This is a genomic window from Georgenia daeguensis (assembly GCF_039537705.1).
Lineage (GTDB): Bacteria > Actinomycetota > Actinomycetes > Actinomycetales > Actinomycetaceae > Georgenia > Georgenia daeguensis.
This window is the reverse complement of the sequence record NZ_BAABBA010000003.1, coordinates 48,570-66,818: the sequence shown is the minus strand read 5'-3', so window position 1 is coordinate 66,818 and position 18,249 is coordinate 48,570. Positions and strand designations below refer to the sequence as shown.

General features: G+C 72.5%; 15 protein-coding genes and 1 pseudogene. 7 read left to right on the top strand and 9 right to left on the bottom strand.

The genetic code is table 11. The annotated features are described in order from the left end of the window. Nucleotides 1-11 precede the first annotated feature (11 nt). From ABD774_RS03675 to ABD774_RS03665, 3 genes are all read left to right on the top strand, one after another. Nucleotides 12-473: a tRNA (cytidine(34)-2'-O)-methyltransferase gene (locus ABD774_RS03675; RefSeq protein ID WP_345037802.1), complete on the top strand. Its 462-nt coding sequence runs from the start codon at nucleotides 12-14 to the stop codon at nucleotides 471-473. A 356-nt stretch (nucleotides 474-829) separates the two neighbouring features. Further along, on the top strand, nucleotides 830-1,156 hold the full coding sequence (locus ABD774_RS03670) for an ArsR/SmtB family transcription factor (protein ID WP_345037801.1): 327 nt from the start codon (nucleotides 830-832) through the stop codon (nucleotides 1,154-1,156). Next, on the top strand, nucleotides 1,153-2,889 hold the full coding sequence (locus tag ABD774_RS03665) for a SulP family inorganic anion transporter (RefSeq protein WP_345037799.1): 1,737 nt from the start codon (nucleotides 1,153-1,155) through the stop codon (nucleotides 2,887-2,889). The genes ABD774_RS03670 and ABD774_RS03665 overlap by 4 nt, the downstream gene beginning before the upstream one ends. A 15-nt stretch (nucleotides 2,890-2,904) precedes the next feature. Here ABD774_RS03665 and ABD774_RS03660 read toward each other — a convergent pair whose 3' ends face one another. From ABD774_RS03660 to ABD774_RS03650, 3 genes are all read right to left on the bottom strand, one after another. Continuing rightward, the gene (locus ABD774_RS03660) at nucleotides 2,905-3,183 is read right to left on the bottom strand and encodes a DUF2277 domain-containing protein (protein WP_345037796.1); all 279 of its coding nucleotides are present in this window, start codon (nucleotides 3,181-3,183) and stop codon (nucleotides 2,905-2,907) included. A gap of 89 nt (nucleotides 3,184-3,272) precedes the next feature. After that, nucleotides 3,273-3,614: a YciI family protein gene (locus tag ABD774_RS03655; protein WP_345037794.1), complete on the bottom strand. Its 342-nt coding sequence runs from the start codon at nucleotides 3,612-3,614 to the stop codon at nucleotides 3,273-3,275. Further along, complete coding sequence (locus tag ABD774_RS03650; protein ID WP_345037791.1) at nucleotides 3,611-3,736, bottom strand: hypothetical protein; 126 nt, start codon at nucleotides 3,734-3,736, stop codon at nucleotides 3,611-3,613. Before ABD774_RS03650 ends, ABD774_RS03655 begins: the two co-directional genes overlap by 4 nt. 117 nt (nucleotides 3,737-3,853) lie before the next feature. Between ABD774_RS03650 and ABD774_RS03645 the strand changes: the two genes are divergently transcribed. Further along, entirely contained in the window at nucleotides 3,854-4,237 is a 384-nt protein-coding gene (locus ABD774_RS03645; RefSeq protein WP_345037789.1) for a nitroreductase family deazaflavin-dependent oxidoreductase, read from the top strand. A gap of 194 nt (nucleotides 4,238-4,431) precedes the next feature. Here the strand turns inward: ABD774_RS03645 and ABD774_RS03640 are convergent, their stop codons facing one another. The 6 genes and pseudogenes from ABD774_RS03640 to ABD774_RS03615 form a co-directional block, all read right to left on the bottom strand. Further along, nucleotides 4,432-6,474, bottom strand: coding sequence for an HNH endonuclease signature motif containing protein (locus ABD774_RS03640; RefSeq protein WP_345037786.1), 2,043 nt, complete (start codon nucleotides 6,472-6,474; stop codon nucleotides 4,432-4,434). Nucleotides 6,475-6,630: 156 nt separating this feature from the next. Continuing rightward, nucleotides 6,631-7,057 (bottom strand): annotated as a pseudogene (locus tag ABD774_RS21825) (MmcQ/YjbR family DNA-binding protein); the annotation flags it as partial. Nucleotides 7,058-7,108: 51 nt separating this feature from the next. Beyond that, complete coding sequence (locus ABD774_RS03630) at nucleotides 7,109-7,993, bottom strand: TrmH family RNA methyltransferase (RefSeq protein WP_345038258.1); 885 nt, start codon at nucleotides 7,991-7,993, stop codon at nucleotides 7,109-7,111. A gap of 22 nt (nucleotides 7,994-8,015) precedes the next feature. Then, nucleotides 8,016-8,786 (bottom strand): SDR family NAD(P)-dependent oxidoreductase, encoded by a 771-nt coding sequence (locus tag ABD774_RS03625; protein WP_345037782.1) that lies wholly within the window; start codon nucleotides 8,784-8,786, stop codon nucleotides 8,016-8,018. Between the two features lie 109 nt (nucleotides 8,787-8,895). After that, nucleotides 8,896-10,845 (bottom strand): ABC transporter ATP-binding protein, encoded by a 1,950-nt coding sequence (locus ABD774_RS03620; RefSeq protein ID WP_345037779.1) that lies wholly within the window; start codon nucleotides 10,843-10,845, stop codon nucleotides 8,896-8,898. Beyond that, nucleotides 10,842-12,590, bottom strand: coding sequence for an ABC transporter ATP-binding protein (locus ABD774_RS03615; protein ID WP_345037777.1), 1,749 nt, complete (start codon nucleotides 12,588-12,590; stop codon nucleotides 10,842-10,844). The genes ABD774_RS03620 and ABD774_RS03615 overlap by 4 nt, the downstream gene beginning before the upstream one ends. Nucleotides 12,591-12,878: 288 nt before the next feature. Between ABD774_RS03615 and ABD774_RS03610 the strand changes: the two genes are divergently transcribed. The 3 genes from ABD774_RS03610 (at nucleotide 12,879) to ABD774_RS03600 (ending at nucleotide 18,248) form a co-directional block, all read left to right on the top strand. Next, nucleotides 12,879-13,334: a hypothetical protein gene (locus ABD774_RS03610; RefSeq protein ID WP_345037775.1), complete on the top strand. Its 456-nt coding sequence runs from the start codon at nucleotides 12,879-12,881 to the stop codon at nucleotides 13,332-13,334. A 100-nt stretch (nucleotides 13,335-13,434) separates the two neighbouring features. Next, nucleotides 13,435-17,151 (top strand): DUF4132 domain-containing protein, encoded by a 3,717-nt coding sequence (locus ABD774_RS03605; protein WP_345037773.1) that lies wholly within the window; start codon nucleotides 13,435-13,437, stop codon nucleotides 17,149-17,151. Between the two features lie 2 nt (nucleotides 17,152-17,153). Beyond that, complete coding sequence (locus ABD774_RS03600) at nucleotides 17,154-18,248, top strand: ATP-binding protein (RefSeq protein ID WP_486327266.1); 1,095 nt, start codon at nucleotides 17,154-17,156, stop codon at nucleotides 18,246-18,248. The last annotated feature ends 1 nt before the right edge of the window (nucleotide 18,249 follow it).

Below are 18,249 nucleotides of genomic sequence, written 5' to 3'. Positions count from 1 at the left end.
CGATGGTCGGCGTGTTCCATGTCGTCTTCTACGAGCCCCGCATCCCTCCCAACACCGGCAACGCCATCAGGATGGTGGCGTGCACCGGGGCCACCCTCCACCTGGTGGAGCCCCTCGGCTTCGAGCTGACGGACGCGCATCTTCGGAGGGCCGGGCTCGACTACCACGACCTCGCCAACGTCGTCGTGCATCCCGACCTCGACGCCGCGCTGGCCGCGGTCCCGGGCCGCGTCTTCGCGTTCACGGGGGGCGCCAGCCGCAGCTTCGCCGACGTGGCGTACGTCCCCGGCGACGCTCTCCTCTTCGGCCCGGAACCGACCGGCCTGCCAGCCGAGGTGCTCGCCGACCCGCGCCTGACCGACCGGCTGCGCATCCCGATGATCCCGGGCGTCCGCTCGCTCAACCTGTCCAACTCGGCGGCCATCGCGGTCTACGAGGCCTGGCGCCAGCACGGGTACGCGCGGGGCGTCTGAATCGCCGGTCGGCATCGACCGGCCTGTCCCCGTGTCGTCTCGGTCCTGTCTCGGTGCCCGACTCCGGTGCCTCGCGCCGGTAGACGTCTGCGGCTTCGCACGTGACGGCTTCGCGCACACCTCACGAGTTGATATATTCATCAAGTCGTCAAGCCACGCCCTCCCGACTCGGCCCCGCGACGCAGTCCGGTGGTTGCCGCCAGTTCTCGGCCGTTCCTCCCAGTCCCCGGCCGTTCCTACCAGCCCTGGTCGCCTCCCCCGGTCGCCATCACCGCCATCACCAGCAAACTCGTTCACCTCCGACCAGAGAGCCGCCCACCGTGCCGCACCGCGCCGCCACCGTTCCCATCCACGAGATGAAGGCCGACCTGTTCAAGGCGCTCGCCCACCCGCTGCGAGTCCGGGCCCTCGAGCTGCTCGCGGAGCGCGAGCAACCGGTCAGCGCGCTCCTTGCGGACATGGGCATCGAGGCCTCACACCTTTCCCAGCACCTGGCGGTGCTGCGCCGGGCCGGCGTGGTCACGGCCGTCCGCGAGGGCAACACGGTCACCTACGCCCTGGCCGACCCGTCGGTCGCGGACATGCTCGGGGCGGCCCGGACGTTCCTGCTCCGGCGCCTCGACGCCACCACCGGCGCCCTCTCCGGACTGACCGACGGCGCCCCGGCCGCGCCCCGCGCATGAGCACCATCCCTGCCCTGCAGGCAAGGTTCACCTGGCGTGGGACGGCGCGCCGGCTGGCCGCCCTCACGCTCCCCCGCCGCGGCGACTACGCCGAGCTGCCCCGCTCCTGGCGGCACGACCTCGTCGCCGGAGTCACGGTCGGCATCGTGGCGCTCCCCCTCGCGCTCGGTTTCGGCGTCGCCTCCGGCGTCGGGGCCGCCGCGGGCCTGGTCACGGCGATCGTCGCGGGATTCGTCGCGGCGGTCCTCGGAGGGTCCCACCTCCAGGTCTCCGGCCCGACCGGTGCGATGACGGTCGTGCTCGTCCCCGTCGTCGCCCGCTACGGGATCGACGCCGTGTTCGCCCTGTCGATCCTCGCCGGGTTCCTTATCGTCCTCATGGGCCTGATGGGGATGGGCAAGCTGGTCTCGGTCATCCCGTGGCCGGTGGTCGAGGGCTTCACCCTCGGCATCGGAGTCATCATCTTCCTCCAGCAGGTGCCGCTCGCCCTGGACACCCCCAAGGCCGACGGCGAGAACGCCGCCCTCGTGGCCGTGCGTACCGCTCAGCAGGCCGACTGGTCGCGGGCCGCCCTGCCGCTGGCGCTGACCGCCGGCGTCATCGTGCTCATGCTCGTGCTCGGTCGTGTGCGCCGCTCGCTGCCCGCCTCGCTCGTCGCGGTGCTCGCCGCGACCGTCGTCGCCGAGCTGCTCGACCTCGACGTCGACCGGATCGGCGCCCTGCCCGCGACCCTGCCCACGCCGTCGTTGCCCGCCTGGGACACCTCGGCCCTGGCAGAGATGCTGCCGTCGGCCATGGCCATCGCCGCGCTTGCCGCCCTGGAGAGCCTCCTCTCGGCGCGCGTGGCCGACGGCATGGTCGAGGGGGTGCCGGACACCGACGCCGACCGGGAGCTCGTCGGTCAGGGACTGGCGAACGTGGCCAGCGGCATGTTCGGCGGCATGCCGGCCACCGGGGCGATCGCCCGCACCGCGGTCAACGTGCGGGCCGGGGCGCGCACGCGTCTGGCGTCGGCGAGCCACGCCGTCGTCCTCACGCTCGTGGTGCTGGTGGCGACGCCGGTGGTTGCGCTCATTCCGATGTCCGCGCTCGCCGGCGTCCTCATCGTCACCGCCCTGCGGATGATCGACCTCGGGACCGCCCGATCCATCCTTCGGGCCACCCGTTCCGACGGCGCCGTCTTCCTCGTCACGATCGCGGTCACGATCGTCTTCGATCTGGTCGTGGCGGTGCAGGTGGGGGTCGCCGTCGCCGCCCTGCTCGCGCTGCGGTCCATGTCGCGAGTCTCAGGCCTGGACCGGGTTCGGGTGTCCGAGGGGCTGGACGCGGCCGAGGAGGACGCCCTGCTCGACGAGCACATCGCCGTCTACCGCTTCCACGGCGCCCTGTTCTTCGCCGGGACCAAGCAGTTCCTCGACGAGATCGCCACCGTCAAGGACGTCCACGTCATCGTCCTCGTGCTCACGGAGGTAAGAGTGATGGACACCTCCGGCGCGAACGCGCTGCAGGAGATCATCGCGGACCTCCAGCGCCGCGGCGTGACGGTGCTCCTCAAGGGCCTGGACGCCGAGCAGCTGCGGATGGCGCAGGCGCTCGGCGTGCTGAGCACTCTCGGCAGCCCCGGCCACTACTTCACGGACCTGCCTGCGGCCGTCGCGCACGCCCGCAACCACGTGCGTTACGAGCTCGCCGACATCTGGTCGCTCCAGTGCGCCCTGCGGCCGGTGCGCTGAGTCCAGCCCGTCCGGTCAGGCGGGCTGCTGCGCGAACCGGCGGCGGCTGCGCTCGCGCGCCTTCTCCGCCTCGGTCTCGCGGTCCTTGGGCGGCGCGCTGGTCACGAGGGAGTCGAGCAGCTCCTGCGTGATCGCCGCGATGTGCTCGACGGCGTGGTCGAACGCCTCCTGGTTCGCCTGCGACGGCTTGGTCATGCCGGCGACCTTGCGGACGTACTGCAGCGAGGCGGCGCGCACCTCGTCCGTCGTGGCTGGCGGGGCGAAGTTGTGCAGCTGGTGGATGTTTCGGCACATACCGTCAGGGTGCCACGGTCCCGCCGGCCGCAGAAGGGGACGCCGCTGCCCCCTCGGGATGCGCGCTGACGGGCCCGGGCGGCGCACCTTCAGCTGGCGGGGTCGTAATGGAAAGCGCGAACCTCCTGCGCGCACCGGCACGCGTCCGCGATCTTCGCGGCCCATTCCAGTGCCGACTCGTAGGAGGGCAGTTCCAGCACCGAATAGCCGCCTTCGATCTGCTTCGTCTGCGGATACGTTCCCTCGGTCACGGTTCCATCGGCGTTGACCATGACGGGCGGCACGCTCTCGTCGATGCCGCCGCCGAAAACCCAGACCCCGGCATCCTTCGCCTCCTGCACGACGGCGTGCGCCGCGTCCGAGACGGCTGGGAGATCATGCTCGGGAACGACCATGGCACCGCTCGGGAACGAGATCAGATACTTCGTCATCGAATCGTCTCCTTCTTCGCGCTGTAGCGGCCGTATTCATCATGGCCGACGCGCGCGTTGCGGATCGAACTTTTTGATCCGGTGCGGACCGGCGGACTCTCGACGATCTCCTCTCCACCCACGACCACTTCACACGCACGGGGCGGGACGCTTGACGAGGGCTCGGCCTCGAGTGCCAGTCACGATCACGGTCGCGCCCCGCGGGCTACCTTGAGCCCATCCGTCGGAGGAGGTCCGAGGTGAGCCCGATCCCCCACGCCGTCGCCCGCGCGAACCGGCACGTGCTCAACCCGCTGATGAGCCGGGTGGCCGGCCGCCTGCCCCTCTTCGGGCTACTCACCCACGTCGGACGCCGGTCGGGGCGGGCCTACACCATCCCGATCAACGTCTTCCCCGACGGCGAGGGCGGCTACCGCGTCGCGCTCACCTACGGCCGCGACGCCGAGTGGGTGCGCAACGTCCTCGCCGCCGGCGGCTGCACGCTCCTCACGCGTGGCCGCGTGGTCCAGCTCGGCGAACCGCAGCTGGTTCACGATCCAGCGAGGTCCTGGGCGCCGGTGCCGGTACGACAGCTCCTCGGCCTCATCCACGCGCCGGACGTCCTGTTCTTGCATGGATCCTGAGGCGACTTATTGCATGAACTCTGAGGCGACGGCCTCGATATCTTCCCGACGTGGTCAGTGGCCCACGCACGGGTGACCGACGCACGGGTGTGCGTCGGTCACCGCCGTGGTCGGTGGTCCATGGTGTGAGGTCATGAGCGCGGACAGGACCGCGGTTGCAGGGATGGTATGAGGACGCTCGGAACGCTCCGGACTCAGAATGGTGGGTCGCCGCCGGCGAAGAGGGCGGCCCAGCGGTTCGCGGTGGCCGGGGCCCCGGCGGGCGGGTCCGGCACGTGCCGGTACCGGTGGCCCGTGCGAGCCGGGATCCACAGCAGCGTCCCGTCCCTCTCACGGATGACGTCCCAGCGCCTCGTGGTCTTGAGGTTGTGATGGCGCCGGCAAAGCGGGTGGAGGTTGCAGGCGCTGGTCTGCTTGACCAGGTGAGCGATGGCCGGGTCGTACTCGATGCGATGATCGATGTCGCACACGATCGACGGGCGCGCGCACCCGGGGAACGTGCACGTGACGTCCCGGGCCTGGACGGTGCGCGTCAGGTCCGCCCCGGGCCGGTACGCCCGGGTGCCCAGGTCCTTGAAGTGGCCGTCGCGATCGGTCAGCAGCGCCCGCCAGGTGGCGTCCTGCGCGATCTGCCGTGCCAGCTCGGCCGGGATCGGGCCGTACCCGGCCAGGTACCCCGCGTTCGCGTCCAGCCCCAGCAAGGTCCCGGCCCCGACGGTGATCTGCGCCCCCGCCCGGACCGCCCGGCCTGAGGGCAAAGGGTGGCCAGCGAGGTCGACCCCTCGGTCGAGGACGCCGGCGAAGAGATCGACGAAGGCGTCGGCGCGGACCTGGTCGCGGGTGCGCGGGTCCTCGCCGGGATCCGCGTCGGCGACGGCGGCGTCGGCGAGGGCGTCCAGCGCCACCTTGACGGTGTGCGCCTTGTCGGCGCGCACGTAGGCGGTGATCCAGCTCATCCCGTCCGGCGCCGCGGTGACGGTGACCTTCCGGGCGGCATGCTCCTTCTCCCGCCGCTCGGCGCCGGCCTCGGGATTCACACTCAGGGCGGCCGCTCGCAGCCGGTTGCGCAACTTGGGCCCGGAGAGCCGGTCTGCGTCCTTGAGCAGCTCGGTGACCACCCGCCGGTGCTCGGCCGTGCTCATGCCCGGCTCACGGGAGGTCAGCACATTCGCCTTGCGGCCGTCGATGCGCCCCGTGCCCAGGGCGTCGGCGACCTCGGGGAAGGTGTCCAGGGCCGCAGCGAGGTTGACCTTGGCCGACCCGACCGCGTTCGTCGATCCCAGCCGAGCGGCGACCTCGGCGGCCGCCTGATCCGCCGCCTTGGACGTCAGGCCCTGCCGGTCGGTCAGCTCCCGCACATGGGCGGCCTGCATCGCCATCGCCCAGGAAGCCACCCGCTCGTACCCTGCGACCGACTCGATCAGGCTCGCCTCCCCCAGCTGGCCGGGTGCCAGCGGCGCCAGCACGGCGGCGAGTTCCGGGCCGCCAGGCAGCCCCTCGAGCACCGAGGCCCCGACCGCGTCGGCCTCCCGGTCCACGAGGCCGCGGGAGAACGCGTCAGTCAGGGCCGGGTCACCCGGCGCGGGCAACCTGCCCGAGGCTGGCGCCGGCGCCGCACCTGTGGGCACCACCGCCCACCACGGCACCGGACGACCGTCCGCGGGGTCGGCGGCATGGGACGTGCTGGTGTCAGACCCACAAGCAGCACCGGCACGACGAGCGTCAGGCCCGGCTCCATCCGCGGTGGTTGTGGAGTCGGCGGAGCAGATGTCGTGAGAGTCGGCGGAAGAGGCGGCGTCGGAGGAAGAAGCGGCGTCGGAGGAAGAAGCGGCGTCGGAGGAAGAAGCGGCGTCGGAGGAAGAAGCGGCGTCGGAGGAAGAAGCGGCCCCGGAGAGCGTGGAGACTCCGAGGTCGATGTCGAGGACGAGGACCGATCCCCGTGCGGGCGGGTACAGCTCGATCCACGCCCCGGCCGCCTCCACCGTGACGGGCACGACCCCGAAGCCCTCGACGGCCGCCATCCGGTGGCGGCTCGCGGAAGCCATCCCGGAGGCCGCGGCATCGGCACCGGTGACCGCGGCATCTGCACCGGTGACCGCGGCATCGGCATCAGAGGCGGCCAGCGACGGGCGCGCCATCACCCTTGCTGCGACCTCGCGCTCCAGCACGGAGACGAAGGCGCCGGAGGCCCCGGCGGCACCTTCGCCACCGCGCCCGCGAACCTCATCTTCGAACATGTGTCCACTGTAGGTCGCGGGTCTGACATCCGCCCCCAGCCAGGACAGACGTGTGGAGACGGAGAGCTACGACGACCGGGACTGGAACGGTGACGGGCGCGGACCGCGACCTCGGCCGGGCGTATCACTGGTGCGCAGGTCGGCCGGACCGCCCTCCTCGTCGAGCCGCTCGATCTGCCTCTCCCTCGCCACCTGGCGGTAGGAGCAGTCGAGCAGCTCGGCGACCTCCTGCCAGTCCACCTGCTCGGGACCCGCGCCGCCGGCAGAAAGGTCGAGACCCACCCAGCCGGAGGGCGCGAGGTAGGCGGGTACGAAGGTGCGCGGGTCCTCGCTCAGTGCGGCACGGTCGGACTCGTCGGGAAGCACCACCAGCCCGTGCGTGTACCGAGGCCCCCTTCGTGCTCGACCCGTACACGGCGAAGACCTTTCCCACCCGGAAGTTGGGCCGGCCGTGGGCCACCCGCTCCTCGGCGTCGGGGAACGCGAGGGCAAGGTCGCGCACACGGGCGAGGTAGGGATCGTCGTCGTCGAACATGATCGGGTGCGTCACGGCCACCTGCCCCCTCCACTCGCCTGGAGCCATCCTGGCGCGGAGCGACGCCGCCCGGAAGAGGCGCCGCCGGGACGGTGGCGCTCAGGCGGCCGGGCCGCCGCCCGGTCGCGTGGCCCAGAAGGCGACGGCGGAGGCGGCGGCGACATTGAGCGAGTCCACCCCTCCGGACATGGGGATGCGCACGACGACGTCGGCGGCCTCGACCGTGCTCCGCGCCAGGCCGTCCCCCTCGGTGCCCAGCACCAGCGCGACCTTCGACCCCGGCGCGCGCACGGCGTCGGAGACGGCGAAGTCGTCGAGGCTGACCGAGTCGTCCGAGAGCGCCAGCGCGGCCACCGTGTAGCCGGCGCCGCGCAGCTTCTCCACGGCGCCCGGCCAGACAGTCAGCCGCGTCCACGGCACCTGGAACACCGTGCCCATCGAGACACGCACGCTGCGCCGGTAGAGCGGGTCGGCACAGCGCGGGGTCACCAGCACGGCATCGACGCCCAGGCCGGCCGCCGAGCGGAACATGGCGCCGACGTTCGTGTGGTCCACGATGTCCTCCAGGATCGCGACCCGCCGGGCACCCGCTCCCCCGCGTGCCGAGGCGAGCAGCTCGCGCACCCCGAGCAGCGGCGGACGGTGCATGGCCGCGAGGGCCCCGCGATGCAGGTGGAAGCCGGTGATGGCGCGCAGCACCGGCTCCTCGGCCACGAACACCGGGACGTCGGCACCGCCGTCGTCCGCGCCGGTCGCCGCGGTGATGACAGCGGCCATGGACTCCAGCCACTTCTCGGCCATGAGGAAGGACCGCGGCCGGTGCCCCGCCTCCACGGCGCGGGCGATGACGTTGGAGCTCTCGGCGATGTACAGGCCCTTGGCCGGCTCGTGCTTGGAGCGCAGCCCGACGTCGGTGAGGTTGGTGTAGTCCCCGAGCCGGTCGTCGGCGGGGTCGGTGATGCGGATCAGCGGCACGGGACCCATCATCCCGTGCCGCCGGCTCCCTTCAGCGCGAGGTGTAACCCGCGTCGACCATCAGCAGCGCACCGGTGACGTAGGAGGACTGGTCGGAGCACAACCACATGCTCGCCTCCGCCACCTCCGAGGGATGGGCGAAGCGCCCGAGGAGGCTCAGCTGGGGCGCGAACTCCTTCTCCGTCGCCCCGATCGTCTCGAGCGCCCCGCGCAGCATCGGGGTGTCGATGGCGCCGGGCCCGACGCTGTTCACGCGGACGCCCTGCGGGGCGTACTCCAGGGAAGCCACCTTGGTCATCCCGATGACGGCGTGCTTCGCCGCGACGTAGGCCAGGTTGTTGGGCTGGGGCCGCACGCCGGAGACGGAGGAGATGTTCACGATCGCGCCGCCGTCACCCTGCGCGAGCATCTGGCGGATCTCGTACTTCAGGCACAGCGCGACGCCCTTGAGGTCCACGGCGATGAGCCGGTCGAACTCGCCCTCGTCGAGCTCGGCGACCGGGTGGGTGTCCGGCGTCATGGCGGCGTTGTTCACCGCGCAGTCGAGCCGCCCGTACGTCTGCACGGCGAACGCCACCATCGCCTCGACGCTGGACGCCGAGGAGACGTCCGTGCGCACGAAGGCGACCTCGAGCCCGTCCGCGCGCAGCGCGTCCGTCGTGCCACGTCCGGCCTCCTCGTTGATGTCGGCGATCACGACCCTGGCACCGGCCTGGGCGAACAGGCGAGCGGTCGCCTCACCCATCCCCATCGCGGCGCCGGTGACCACCGCGACCTTGCCCTCGAGCACTGGAAAGACCATGGAGATCGTCCTCATCTCGGCAGCCCGGCGCTCCGGGCCTCGTGGACGTGACGCTAGGCGTTCCGCCCGGCCGTTCCGCCGGACGAAGGTCCTCCCGGCGCCGGCACCGTCAGGCGGTGCTCTCCTCCACCGCCGGGGCCGCGAACTGCGCCTCGTACAGCCGCGCGTACGCCCCGCCCGCCTCGAGCAGCTCGGCGTGCGTGCCCTTCTCCACGATGCGGCCGGACTCCATGACGAGGATGACGTCGGCGTCGCGGATGGTGGAGAGGCGGTGGGCGATGACGAAGCTCGTGCGGCCCTGCCGCAGCGCGTTCATCGCCTGCTGGACCAGCACCTCGGTGCGGGTGTCCACCGAGCTGGTGGCCTCGTCGAGGATGAGGATCTGCGGGTCGGACAGGAACGCCCTTGCGATGGTGATGAGCTGCTTCTCACCGGTGGAGACCCCGCCTCCCTCGTCGTCGACGACCGTGCCGTACCCGTCCGGCAGGGAGTGGACGAACCGCTCCACGCTCGTCGCGCGCCCGGCCAGCTCCACCTGCTCGTCGCTGGCGCCCTCCCGGCCGAACGCGATGTTCTCCGCGATCGAGCCCTGGAACAGCCAGGTGTCCTGCAGCACCATGCCGATCTGGGCGCGGAGGTCGGCGCGCGTCATCGTCCGGGTGTCGACGCCGTCGAGCAGGATCCGGCCGGAGTCGATCTCGTAGAACCGCATGATCAGGTTCACCAGCGTGGTCTTGCCCGCGCCGGTCGGACCGACGACGGCGACCGTCTGGCCGGGCTCGACCACCAGGTCGAGGTGCTCGATCAACGGGGTGCCCGCCTCGTACCGGAAGCTGACGTCGTGGAACTCCACGCGACCGCGGACCACGGCGGGGCGGGCGCCCGGGACCGGGTCGGGCACCTCCTCCTCGGCGTCCATGAGCTCGAAGATCCGCTCCGCGGAGGCGACGCCGGACTGGACCAGGTTCGCCATCGACGCGAGCTGGGCGAGGGGCTGGCTGAACTGGCGCGAGTACTGGATGAACGCCTGGACCTCGCCCAGTGTCAGCGCGCCCGACGCCACCCGCAGCCCGCCGACCACGGCGACCAGCACGTAGTTGAGGTTCGAGACGAACGCCATCGACGGCATGATCGTCCCGGAGATGAACTGGGCCCGGAAGCTCGCCCGGTACAGGCGCTCGTTCTCCTCGGAGAACGAGTCGGTGAACGCGCCCTGACTGTTGAAGGCCGTGACCAGCTCGTGGCCGGTGAAGGCCTCCTCGACCAGGCCGCCGAGGTCACCGGTGGACTTCCACTGGGCGACGAACTCCGGCTGGGCGCGCCTGGCGATCGTCATCGTCAGCCACGCGGAGACCGGCACGGTCACCAGCGCGATGAGCGCCAGCTGCCAGGACAGGTAGAACATCATGCCCAGCACGCCGAGCACCGTCAGCAGCGAGACGATCAGCTGGGAGAGCGTCTGCTGCAACGACTGGGTCACGTTGTCGATGTCGTTCGTGACCCGCGAGAGCGTGTCCCCGCGCGCCTGGGAGTCCAGGTGCGAGAGGGAGAGCCGGTCGATCTTCGTCTGGACGTCGCGGCGCAGCCGGTACCCGGTGCGCTGGACGACGTGGGCGAGGATGAAACCCTGGCCCCAGCCGAGCACGGCGGCGACCGCGTAGACGGCCAGCACCACGAGGACGGTGCGGCCGAGCGCGTCGAAGTCGATCCCCTGCCCTGGGACGACGTTCATGCCGGAGACCATCTCGGCCACCTGGTCCTGGCCCGCCGCCCGCAGGCCCGCGATCGCCTGCTCCTTGCTCACCCCGGCCGGCAGCATCTTGCCGACGACGCCGTCGAAGACGATGTTGGTGGCGTCGCCGAGCAGCTTGGGCCCGAGGACCTGGAGGAACACCGACCCGGCCCCGAGGACCACGGTCAGGACCAGCCAGGCCCGCTCGGGCCGCAGCTCACCGATCAGCCGGCGCAGCGAGGCACCGAAGTGCTGCGACTTCTGCACGGGCGCCATCCCGGGCCCCATGCCCGGCCCGCGGCCAGGCCCCGGACCGTGCCCGCTCATGCCGCCTCCTCCACGCTCAGCTGGGACAGCACGATCTCGCGGTACGTCTGCGAGGTCTCCATGAGCTCGTGGTGCCGCCCGACGCCGACCACGCGTCCGTCGTCGAGCACGACGATCTGGTCCGCGTCGCGGATGGAGGCGACCCGCTGGCCGACGACGAGCACGGTCGCCCCGCCGGTCGCCGACGGCAGGGCGGCGCGCAGCCGCGCGTCGGTGGCGAAGTCCAGGGCGGAGAAGGAGTCGTCGAAGAGGTAGATGTCCGCCCGGCGCACCAGGGCGCGGGCGATCGCCAGCCGCTGGCGCTGCCCGCCGGAGAAGTTGGCGCCGCCCTGCTCGACCGGCGCGTCGAGGCCCTCTGGCAGCGCCTCGACGAAGTCGCGCGCCTGGGCGGCCTCGAGGGCCCGCCACAGCTCCGCGTCCGTGGCCGACGGACGCCCGTGCCGCAGGGTGGAGGCGATCGTCCCGGAGAACAGGTAGGCCTTCTGCGGCACCAGGGAGACCCGCTCGCGCAGCGCGCCCGGGTCCAGGTCGCGCACGTCCACGCCGGCCACGCGCACCGCGCCGGCGGTCACGTCCACCAGCCGCGGGATGAGGTTCACCAGCGAGGTCTTGCCCGAGCCGGTCGAGCCGATCACCGCCGTCGTCCGTCCCGGCTCCAGGCGCAGGTCGACCTCGCACAGCACGGGCGACTCGGCCCCGGCGTAGCCGAAGCTCGCGCCGTCGAGCTCGACGACGAGGCCGCGTCCGCCGTCGGGCGGCACGGGGAGCGGGACCGGCGCGGCCGGGACGACGATCTCCGGCTCGACGTCGAGGACCTCCTTGATGCGCTCGGAGCTCACCTCGGCGCGCGGCACCATCACGAACATCATGACCGCCATGAGCACGGACATGAGGATCTGCATGAGGTAGTTGAGGAACGCGACGAGCGAGCCGACCTCCATCGCGCCGGCGTCGATGCGGGCGGCACCGAACCAGATGACCCCGACCGACGACGCACCGATGATCAGCTGCACCGCCGGGAAGACGAGGGCCATGATCTTGCCGACGCCGAGCGCGGTGGCCATCAGCTCCGTGCTGGCGCCGTCGAAGCGGGCGCGCTCGGTGGGCTGGCGGTTGAACGCCCGCACCACGCGCACGCCCGAGATCTGCTCGCGCAGGACCAGGTTGATGCGGTCGATCCGCTTCTGCATCACCTTGAAGAGCGGGGCCATCCGCCAGATGGCCAGTCCCATCACCGCCCCGAGGACCGGGACGACGACGAGGAGCAGCGCGGAGAGCCCGACGTCCTGCCGCATGGCCATGAACACGCCGCCGACCATCATGATCGGCGCCATCACCATGATGGTGAACGTCAGCACCGTGACCATCTGGATCTGCTGGACGTCGTTGGTGCTGCGGGTGATGAGGCTCGGCGCGCCGAACCGGCCCATCTCGGCGGCCGAGAAGCGCTGGACGCGGTGGAAGACGGCGGCGCGCATGTCCCGGCCCGCGGCCATGGCCGTCCGTGCGCCGAGGCGGACGGCGGCGACGGCGCAGATCACCTGCACCGCGCTGATGCCGAGCATCAGCCCGCCGATGCGGAGGATGTACGCGGTGTCGCCCCGGACCACGCCGTCGTTGATGATGTCGGCGTTGAGGGTGGGCAGGGACAGCGCCGCGACGGTCTGCACGACCTGCAGCACCACGATGACAGCGACGTCACGCCGGTACGGGCGCAGGAAGCGCCGGAGGACTCTCAGCAGCATCGGACCTCTTGTCGGACTTCTCGGATGCCGCGCCGCGCTCGGTGGGGCGCGGCCCAGCCTACGTCCGGACGGCCGGACGCTCGGCGCTCCTCGGCCGTGGGCGAACGGACAGCCGCGGTCGGCCCCGCGGGTGTGCGGGGCCTGCGGGGACGGTAGGCCGGACGGCGCTTGCCGACAACCGCTTTTCCACGGTTCTGAAGCTTTCCACGGTTCTGCCGACCGCTCACCGACCTGACGAACCTGCCCAGCTGCCTGCCTCTGGGGACCCCGTGGCTCTAGGTTGGGTGCATGTCGACCGGCCTGCGCGGTGCCGCTGCTGTCCTGGTGCTGGTCCTGTCCGGCTGCAGCGCGGCGTGGCTGTCCGGGGACGATCCCGAGGCACCCGTCATCGAGGTGATCAACGGCGGGTCCCGCTTCGAGCTCGACGCTTGGTCGGGGTGCATCTCGGGGTCTTCCAGCGGTCTCTGCTGGGACGGCACGCCGCCGGAGGACCCCGTCGACGTCGGTGTGGTGACGGGTGAGGTCGAGATCGTCACCGAGCTCACCGGCTGGCACTGGCAGGCCCTCGCGCGCACGCCGTCCTCGAGCCCGGGCACCGGCGACGAGCTGACCGCGGAGCATTCCGACGACGGGCGCCAGCTCCGCCTCGCCGTCCCGCCGGGAGGGCCGTTCGCGGTGGACCTCACGGGCCGGGGCGAGGAGGGCGACGCCTCCTACACCTTCGTCGCCACCGGCCAGGAGTGAGGATCAGGCAGCAAAACCGTCCCCCGCCGTCCGGTCCTCCGTTAGTTTCGGCTCGGCGGGCGCGCACCCGGGCGGCGACCGCACGAAAAAGGGGTGCGACATGGCGCTGTGGCAGATGCTGACCGGTCGGCGCGACCCGGTCGCCACAGTCCCCCGCCGGTGGCGCTCCGCCCTGGAACGCGTGCTCGCGCCGTTCGCCACCGACTACCCCGGCCTCCCCGGCGAGCTACGCGACTACGTCCTCACGGGCGGTCCGGCGAGCGTGCTGACGCACCCGGTGCTGCGGACGAACACGGGTCGCGTCACTCTCGGGGCCGGGAGCGTGGGCTTCGGCGGCGACCGTGACGCGATGCAGGAGCTCTGCGTCGGCCTCGGCGACGTCCCCCCGGAGGTCGTCCTGCGGTGGGCGCGTGTCCTGGAGGTGTCCGCGGGGTCGTGGCCGGTGAGGCTCGACCCGGTGGCGGGCGGCCACTGGGCCGAGGCCCTCGTGGTCCACCTGACCGACTTCCTGGGGGACCGCCGACGCGGCTCCATGACCGTCCCGGTGGAGATCGCCGTGGTCGAGGACGCCCTGGTGGCAGCGGGCGCCGAGCGTCACGACCTCATGGCGGCCGCGTTCCGCGACTCGGGGAAGCCTGACCACTACGGCGGACCCCGGCGGGGTCTTCGCGCCCTGGGCGGCTACGCCGCGGCCGTCGCCCGCGACGCCGACGTGCTCCGTCCTGTTCTAGCAGGCCAGGGCGCGCGCGGCCAGCTCGTCGCTCTCGAGATGCTGGTGCCCCTGCGCGACGACGGCCTTCGTCTCTTCGCGCCGGAGATCGCGAGCATGCTCGCCTCCCCCGGCAAGCAGGTGCGAACCGCGGTGGCCCCGCTCGCGGCCCGCTGCGGGGCCCTGCTGGTGGACCCGCTCAAGGAGCTGGCGGTCTCGGGCACGCCGGAGACCCGTCTGCACGCCCTGCGGGCACTCGGCGCGGCGGACGACGGCGCACGCGCCTGGGCGCTCGAGCGCGCCTCGGCCGACCGGGCGGCGAGCGTCCGGGCGCTCGCCGCGGAGTGGACGGCCGACCTTGCCGACCCGGCCGCCCCGGCGGGGAGCGAGCCCGCGCCCCCCGCCCTGCCCGTCGTCGACTGGCGGGTCCCGGTCACGGCCGAGCTGCGCTCGCAGCTCGAGAACCTCTGGGCTGCGACCGACCGGGAGATCGAGCGCTCGAACCGCCTGGCCGAGGAGGCCGCCGCCCGGATGCGGGCGCAGAACCCCGGCTACGGGGTGCCCGCGTTCCGCACGCCGCCGCTGGACCGCGAGTCCCTCAGGCGGCTGCTCGCCTCGCTCGAGCGCGGCACTCCCCCCGCGACCCCGAACGTCGACGCGCCGCACCACGTGCTGCATCTGTTCGAGCGCCACGCGCACGCCATGCGGCTGGGGCCGGCCGGCATCGTCTCCCTCCTCCATCACCTCGGTCACCTCGTCGAGCACGGCGGCGCGCTCTCGCGTCCCGCGGCGAACCTCCTCGAGATCGAGCACGCCCGCACCGGACGCCCCACGCTGCTCGAGGTCGCCACCATGCTCGACGAGCTCGGCCTCGACGGCGGCCGCTCGGTCTACCGGCGCTTCGCCGCCCCCTGGGGGCCGCACCTCGGCGGCGGGTGGCCGGACGAGCACGTGGCCCCGTTCGTCCTGACCCATCTCGACCTCGTCGTGCGGACCCTGTCCAGCACGGACCGCGACTGGTCGATGGCCGCCGAGGCCCCCTACCGGGCGCTGGCAACCCTGCCGACGCTGCCCCGCCGAGCCGTCGACGCGCTCTTCGACACGGCACTGTCCGGGAACCGGGTGGACCGGCGCCCCGCCCAGGACGCCCTCGACCAGCTTCCGGCCACCCCGGCCCGCGTCGTCGCCGCGCTGCAGGACGGGAAGTACGACGTGCGCACCGAGGCGGCCGGCTGGCTGCGCCGCCTGCGCGCCGAGTCCGCCGTGCCGGCCCTGGAGACGGCCGTCGGCAGGGAGAAGCACGACCTCGCGAAGGGCGCGATGCTCGACGCGCTGGAGGCGATGGGCCGTCCGGTCGAGCGGTACGTCGACCGGGCCGACCTGCGGAGGAAGGCAGTCGCCGCCGTCGCCAAGGGTCTGCCCAAGGAACTGGCGTGGTTCCCCTGGGCGGGCCTGTCCGAGGTGCGCTGGGCCGACACCGGCGAGCCGGTCGGCACCGAGACGCTGCAGTGGCTGCTCGCCCAGGCCGTGCGGGCGAAGAGCCCGGAGCCGGGCGCGATGCTGCGCAAGTACTGCGCCATGATCGCCCCGGAGGACCGGGAAAGACTCGGGCAGTTCGTCCTCGAGACCTGGCTGGCGGAGGACACCCGGCCGATCGACGCCGACGAGGCCCAACGGCGGGCCGCCCAGGAGGCCGGCTGGACGCACCAGTCCATGACCCGGTACCCGCAGGGATACCAGAACAACCCGCTCCTGGGCTCCTCCGTCGAGGAGATCACCGCCGCGTACCTGCCCCGGTTCCTGCGCGAACCGGTCGGCTCGGCCGCCGCGTCCAAGGGGCTGCTCGCCGTCGTCGCCGCCTGCGCGGGCGAGCGTGCCGCCGCGCCCGTCGCCCGGTACCTCAAGGACTGGTACGGCAAGCGCGCCTCCCAGTCTAAGGCGCTCGTGGCCATGCTGGGCTGGATCGAGCACCCGTCCGCCACCCAGCTCATGCTCTCGGTGGGCTCCCGGTTCCGCACGAAGAGCATCCAGGAGGAGGCCACCCGGCAGGCCCTGGCGCTGGCGGAGCGCAAGGGGTGGACCGTGGACGAGCTCGCCGACCGCACCGTCCCCACGGCTGGTCTGGACGGGTCCGGCCGCCTCGAGCTCAGCTACGGCGACCGCTCGTTCTCCGCCGTGCTGCGGCCGGACCTGACCCTCGAGCTGCGCTCGCCGGAGGACACCAAGATCGCCTCGCTGCCGGCCCCGCGCCGCACCGACGACCCGGACCGCGCGGCGGAGGCCAGGAAGGCGCTCGCAGCGGCTCGCAAGGAGCTCAAGGCCGTGGTCCAGCTGCAGACCCAGCGGCTCTACGAGGCGCTCTGCACGGAGCGCACCTGGCCGTCCGAGGACTGGCACCGCTACCTCGCGGGGCACCCGGTGATGCGGCACCTGGTGCGCCGGCTCGTCTGGACCGCGACCACCCCGGAGGGCTCCGTCGTCGTCTTCCGTCCGCTCGAGGACGGCTCGCTGACCGACGTCGACGACGAGCCCGTCACCCTCTCGCCCGGCGCCCGGGTCAGCCTGGCGCACGACACCAACCTCGACCCCCAGACCGCCGCGAGGTGGATCGAGCACCTGGTGGACTACGAGGTCGTCCCGCTCTTCGTCCAGCTCGGGAAGGGCACCTACGTCCTTCCCGACGTCGGCGCCAGCCAGGCGGAGATCACCGACTTCCGCGGGCACGTGCTCGAGGCGTTCGCCCTGCGCGGCCGGGCGGGAAAGCTCGGCTACACCCGTGGCCAGACCGGGGACGGTGGGTGGTTCTACACCTACGAGAAGCGGTTCCCCACGGTGGGCGTGACCAGCGTGGTCGAGTTCTCCGGGAACGGCCTCCCGGAGGAGAACACCACGGTGGCGCTCACGGTCCTGCGGTTCGTGCGGCAGGCGGACGGCGGGAGTCCCGGTACCGGTGGCGGTGGCGGTGGTGAGTGGGGGCACGAGGCGACCAGGCTCCTTCTCGGTGACGTCCCCGCCGTTCTACTCTCGGAGGCCTACGGCGACATGCGCCTCATGGCCGCCGACGGCACCGGGTTCGACCCCGACTGGGAGAAGGTGGTGGGCCGGTGAGCGTGCCCCCGTCCGCGATCCTCCGCGCCCCGGCCGAGCAGGTCCACGCGGCCGAGCTCGCCGCGCTCGCCCGGGCGGACACCGGCCCCCGCCCGGCCGGCTGGCGGCTCTCCCCGCGCGCGGTGCGCGCATTCGTGGTCGGTGACGCGGCGCTCGGCGTCAGCCGGAAGTTCTACGGCGACGACGCCCTGATCGACCGGTGCATCGTCACGCTCATGAGCAACCGCGGGCTCCTGCTGGTCGGCGAGCCGGGCACCGCGAAGTCCATGCTCTCCGAGCTGCTCGCGTCCGCGATCTCCGGGGACTCCACCTGCACCGTGCAGGGCACCTCGGGCACCACCGGCGACCAGATCACCTACTCGTGGAACTACGCCCTGCTGCTCGCCGAGGGGCCCAGCGAGCGGGCCCTCGTCCGGGGCCCGATGTACCAGGCGATGGAGCGCGGTGCGCTGTGCCGGTTCGAGGAGGTCACGCGCGTCCAGCCGGAGATCCAGGACGTGCTCATCGGGCTGCTCTCGGACAAGGTGCTCCACGTCCCCGAGCTCGACGGCGGAGCGGCGACGGTCTTCGCCCGGCCGGGTTTCAACGTCATCGCCACCGCCAACCTGCGCGACCGGGGCGTCCACGAGATGTCCAGCGCGCTGAAGCGCCGGTTCAACTTCGAGACCGTCCGCCCCATCGGCGACCGGCGCCTCGAGGCGCGCCTGGTGCGCGAGCAGACCGACGCCCTGCTGCGGCAGGCGGACGTCTCCACCCGGATCAGCGAGGACGTGGTCGACCTGCTCGTCACCGCCTTCCACGACCTGCGCGACGGCGTGACGGCAGAGGGGACCGTGGTCGAGCGACCCACCGCGGTGATGTCCTCCGCCGAGGCCGTCGCGGTCGGCTACGCCGCAGGCCTCGACGCCCACTACTTCGGCGACGGCGAGGTCGGCGGGGAGCACGTGGTCCGCCAGCTCATCGGCACCGTGCTCAAGGACGAGCCGCAGGACGGCACCAAGCTGCGGCACTACTTCGACGTCGTCGTCAAGGAGCGGGCCCGGCGGGACCGGCGGTGGCGGCGCGCCCTCGACGCGCGGCGCGAGCTGGACCGGTGAG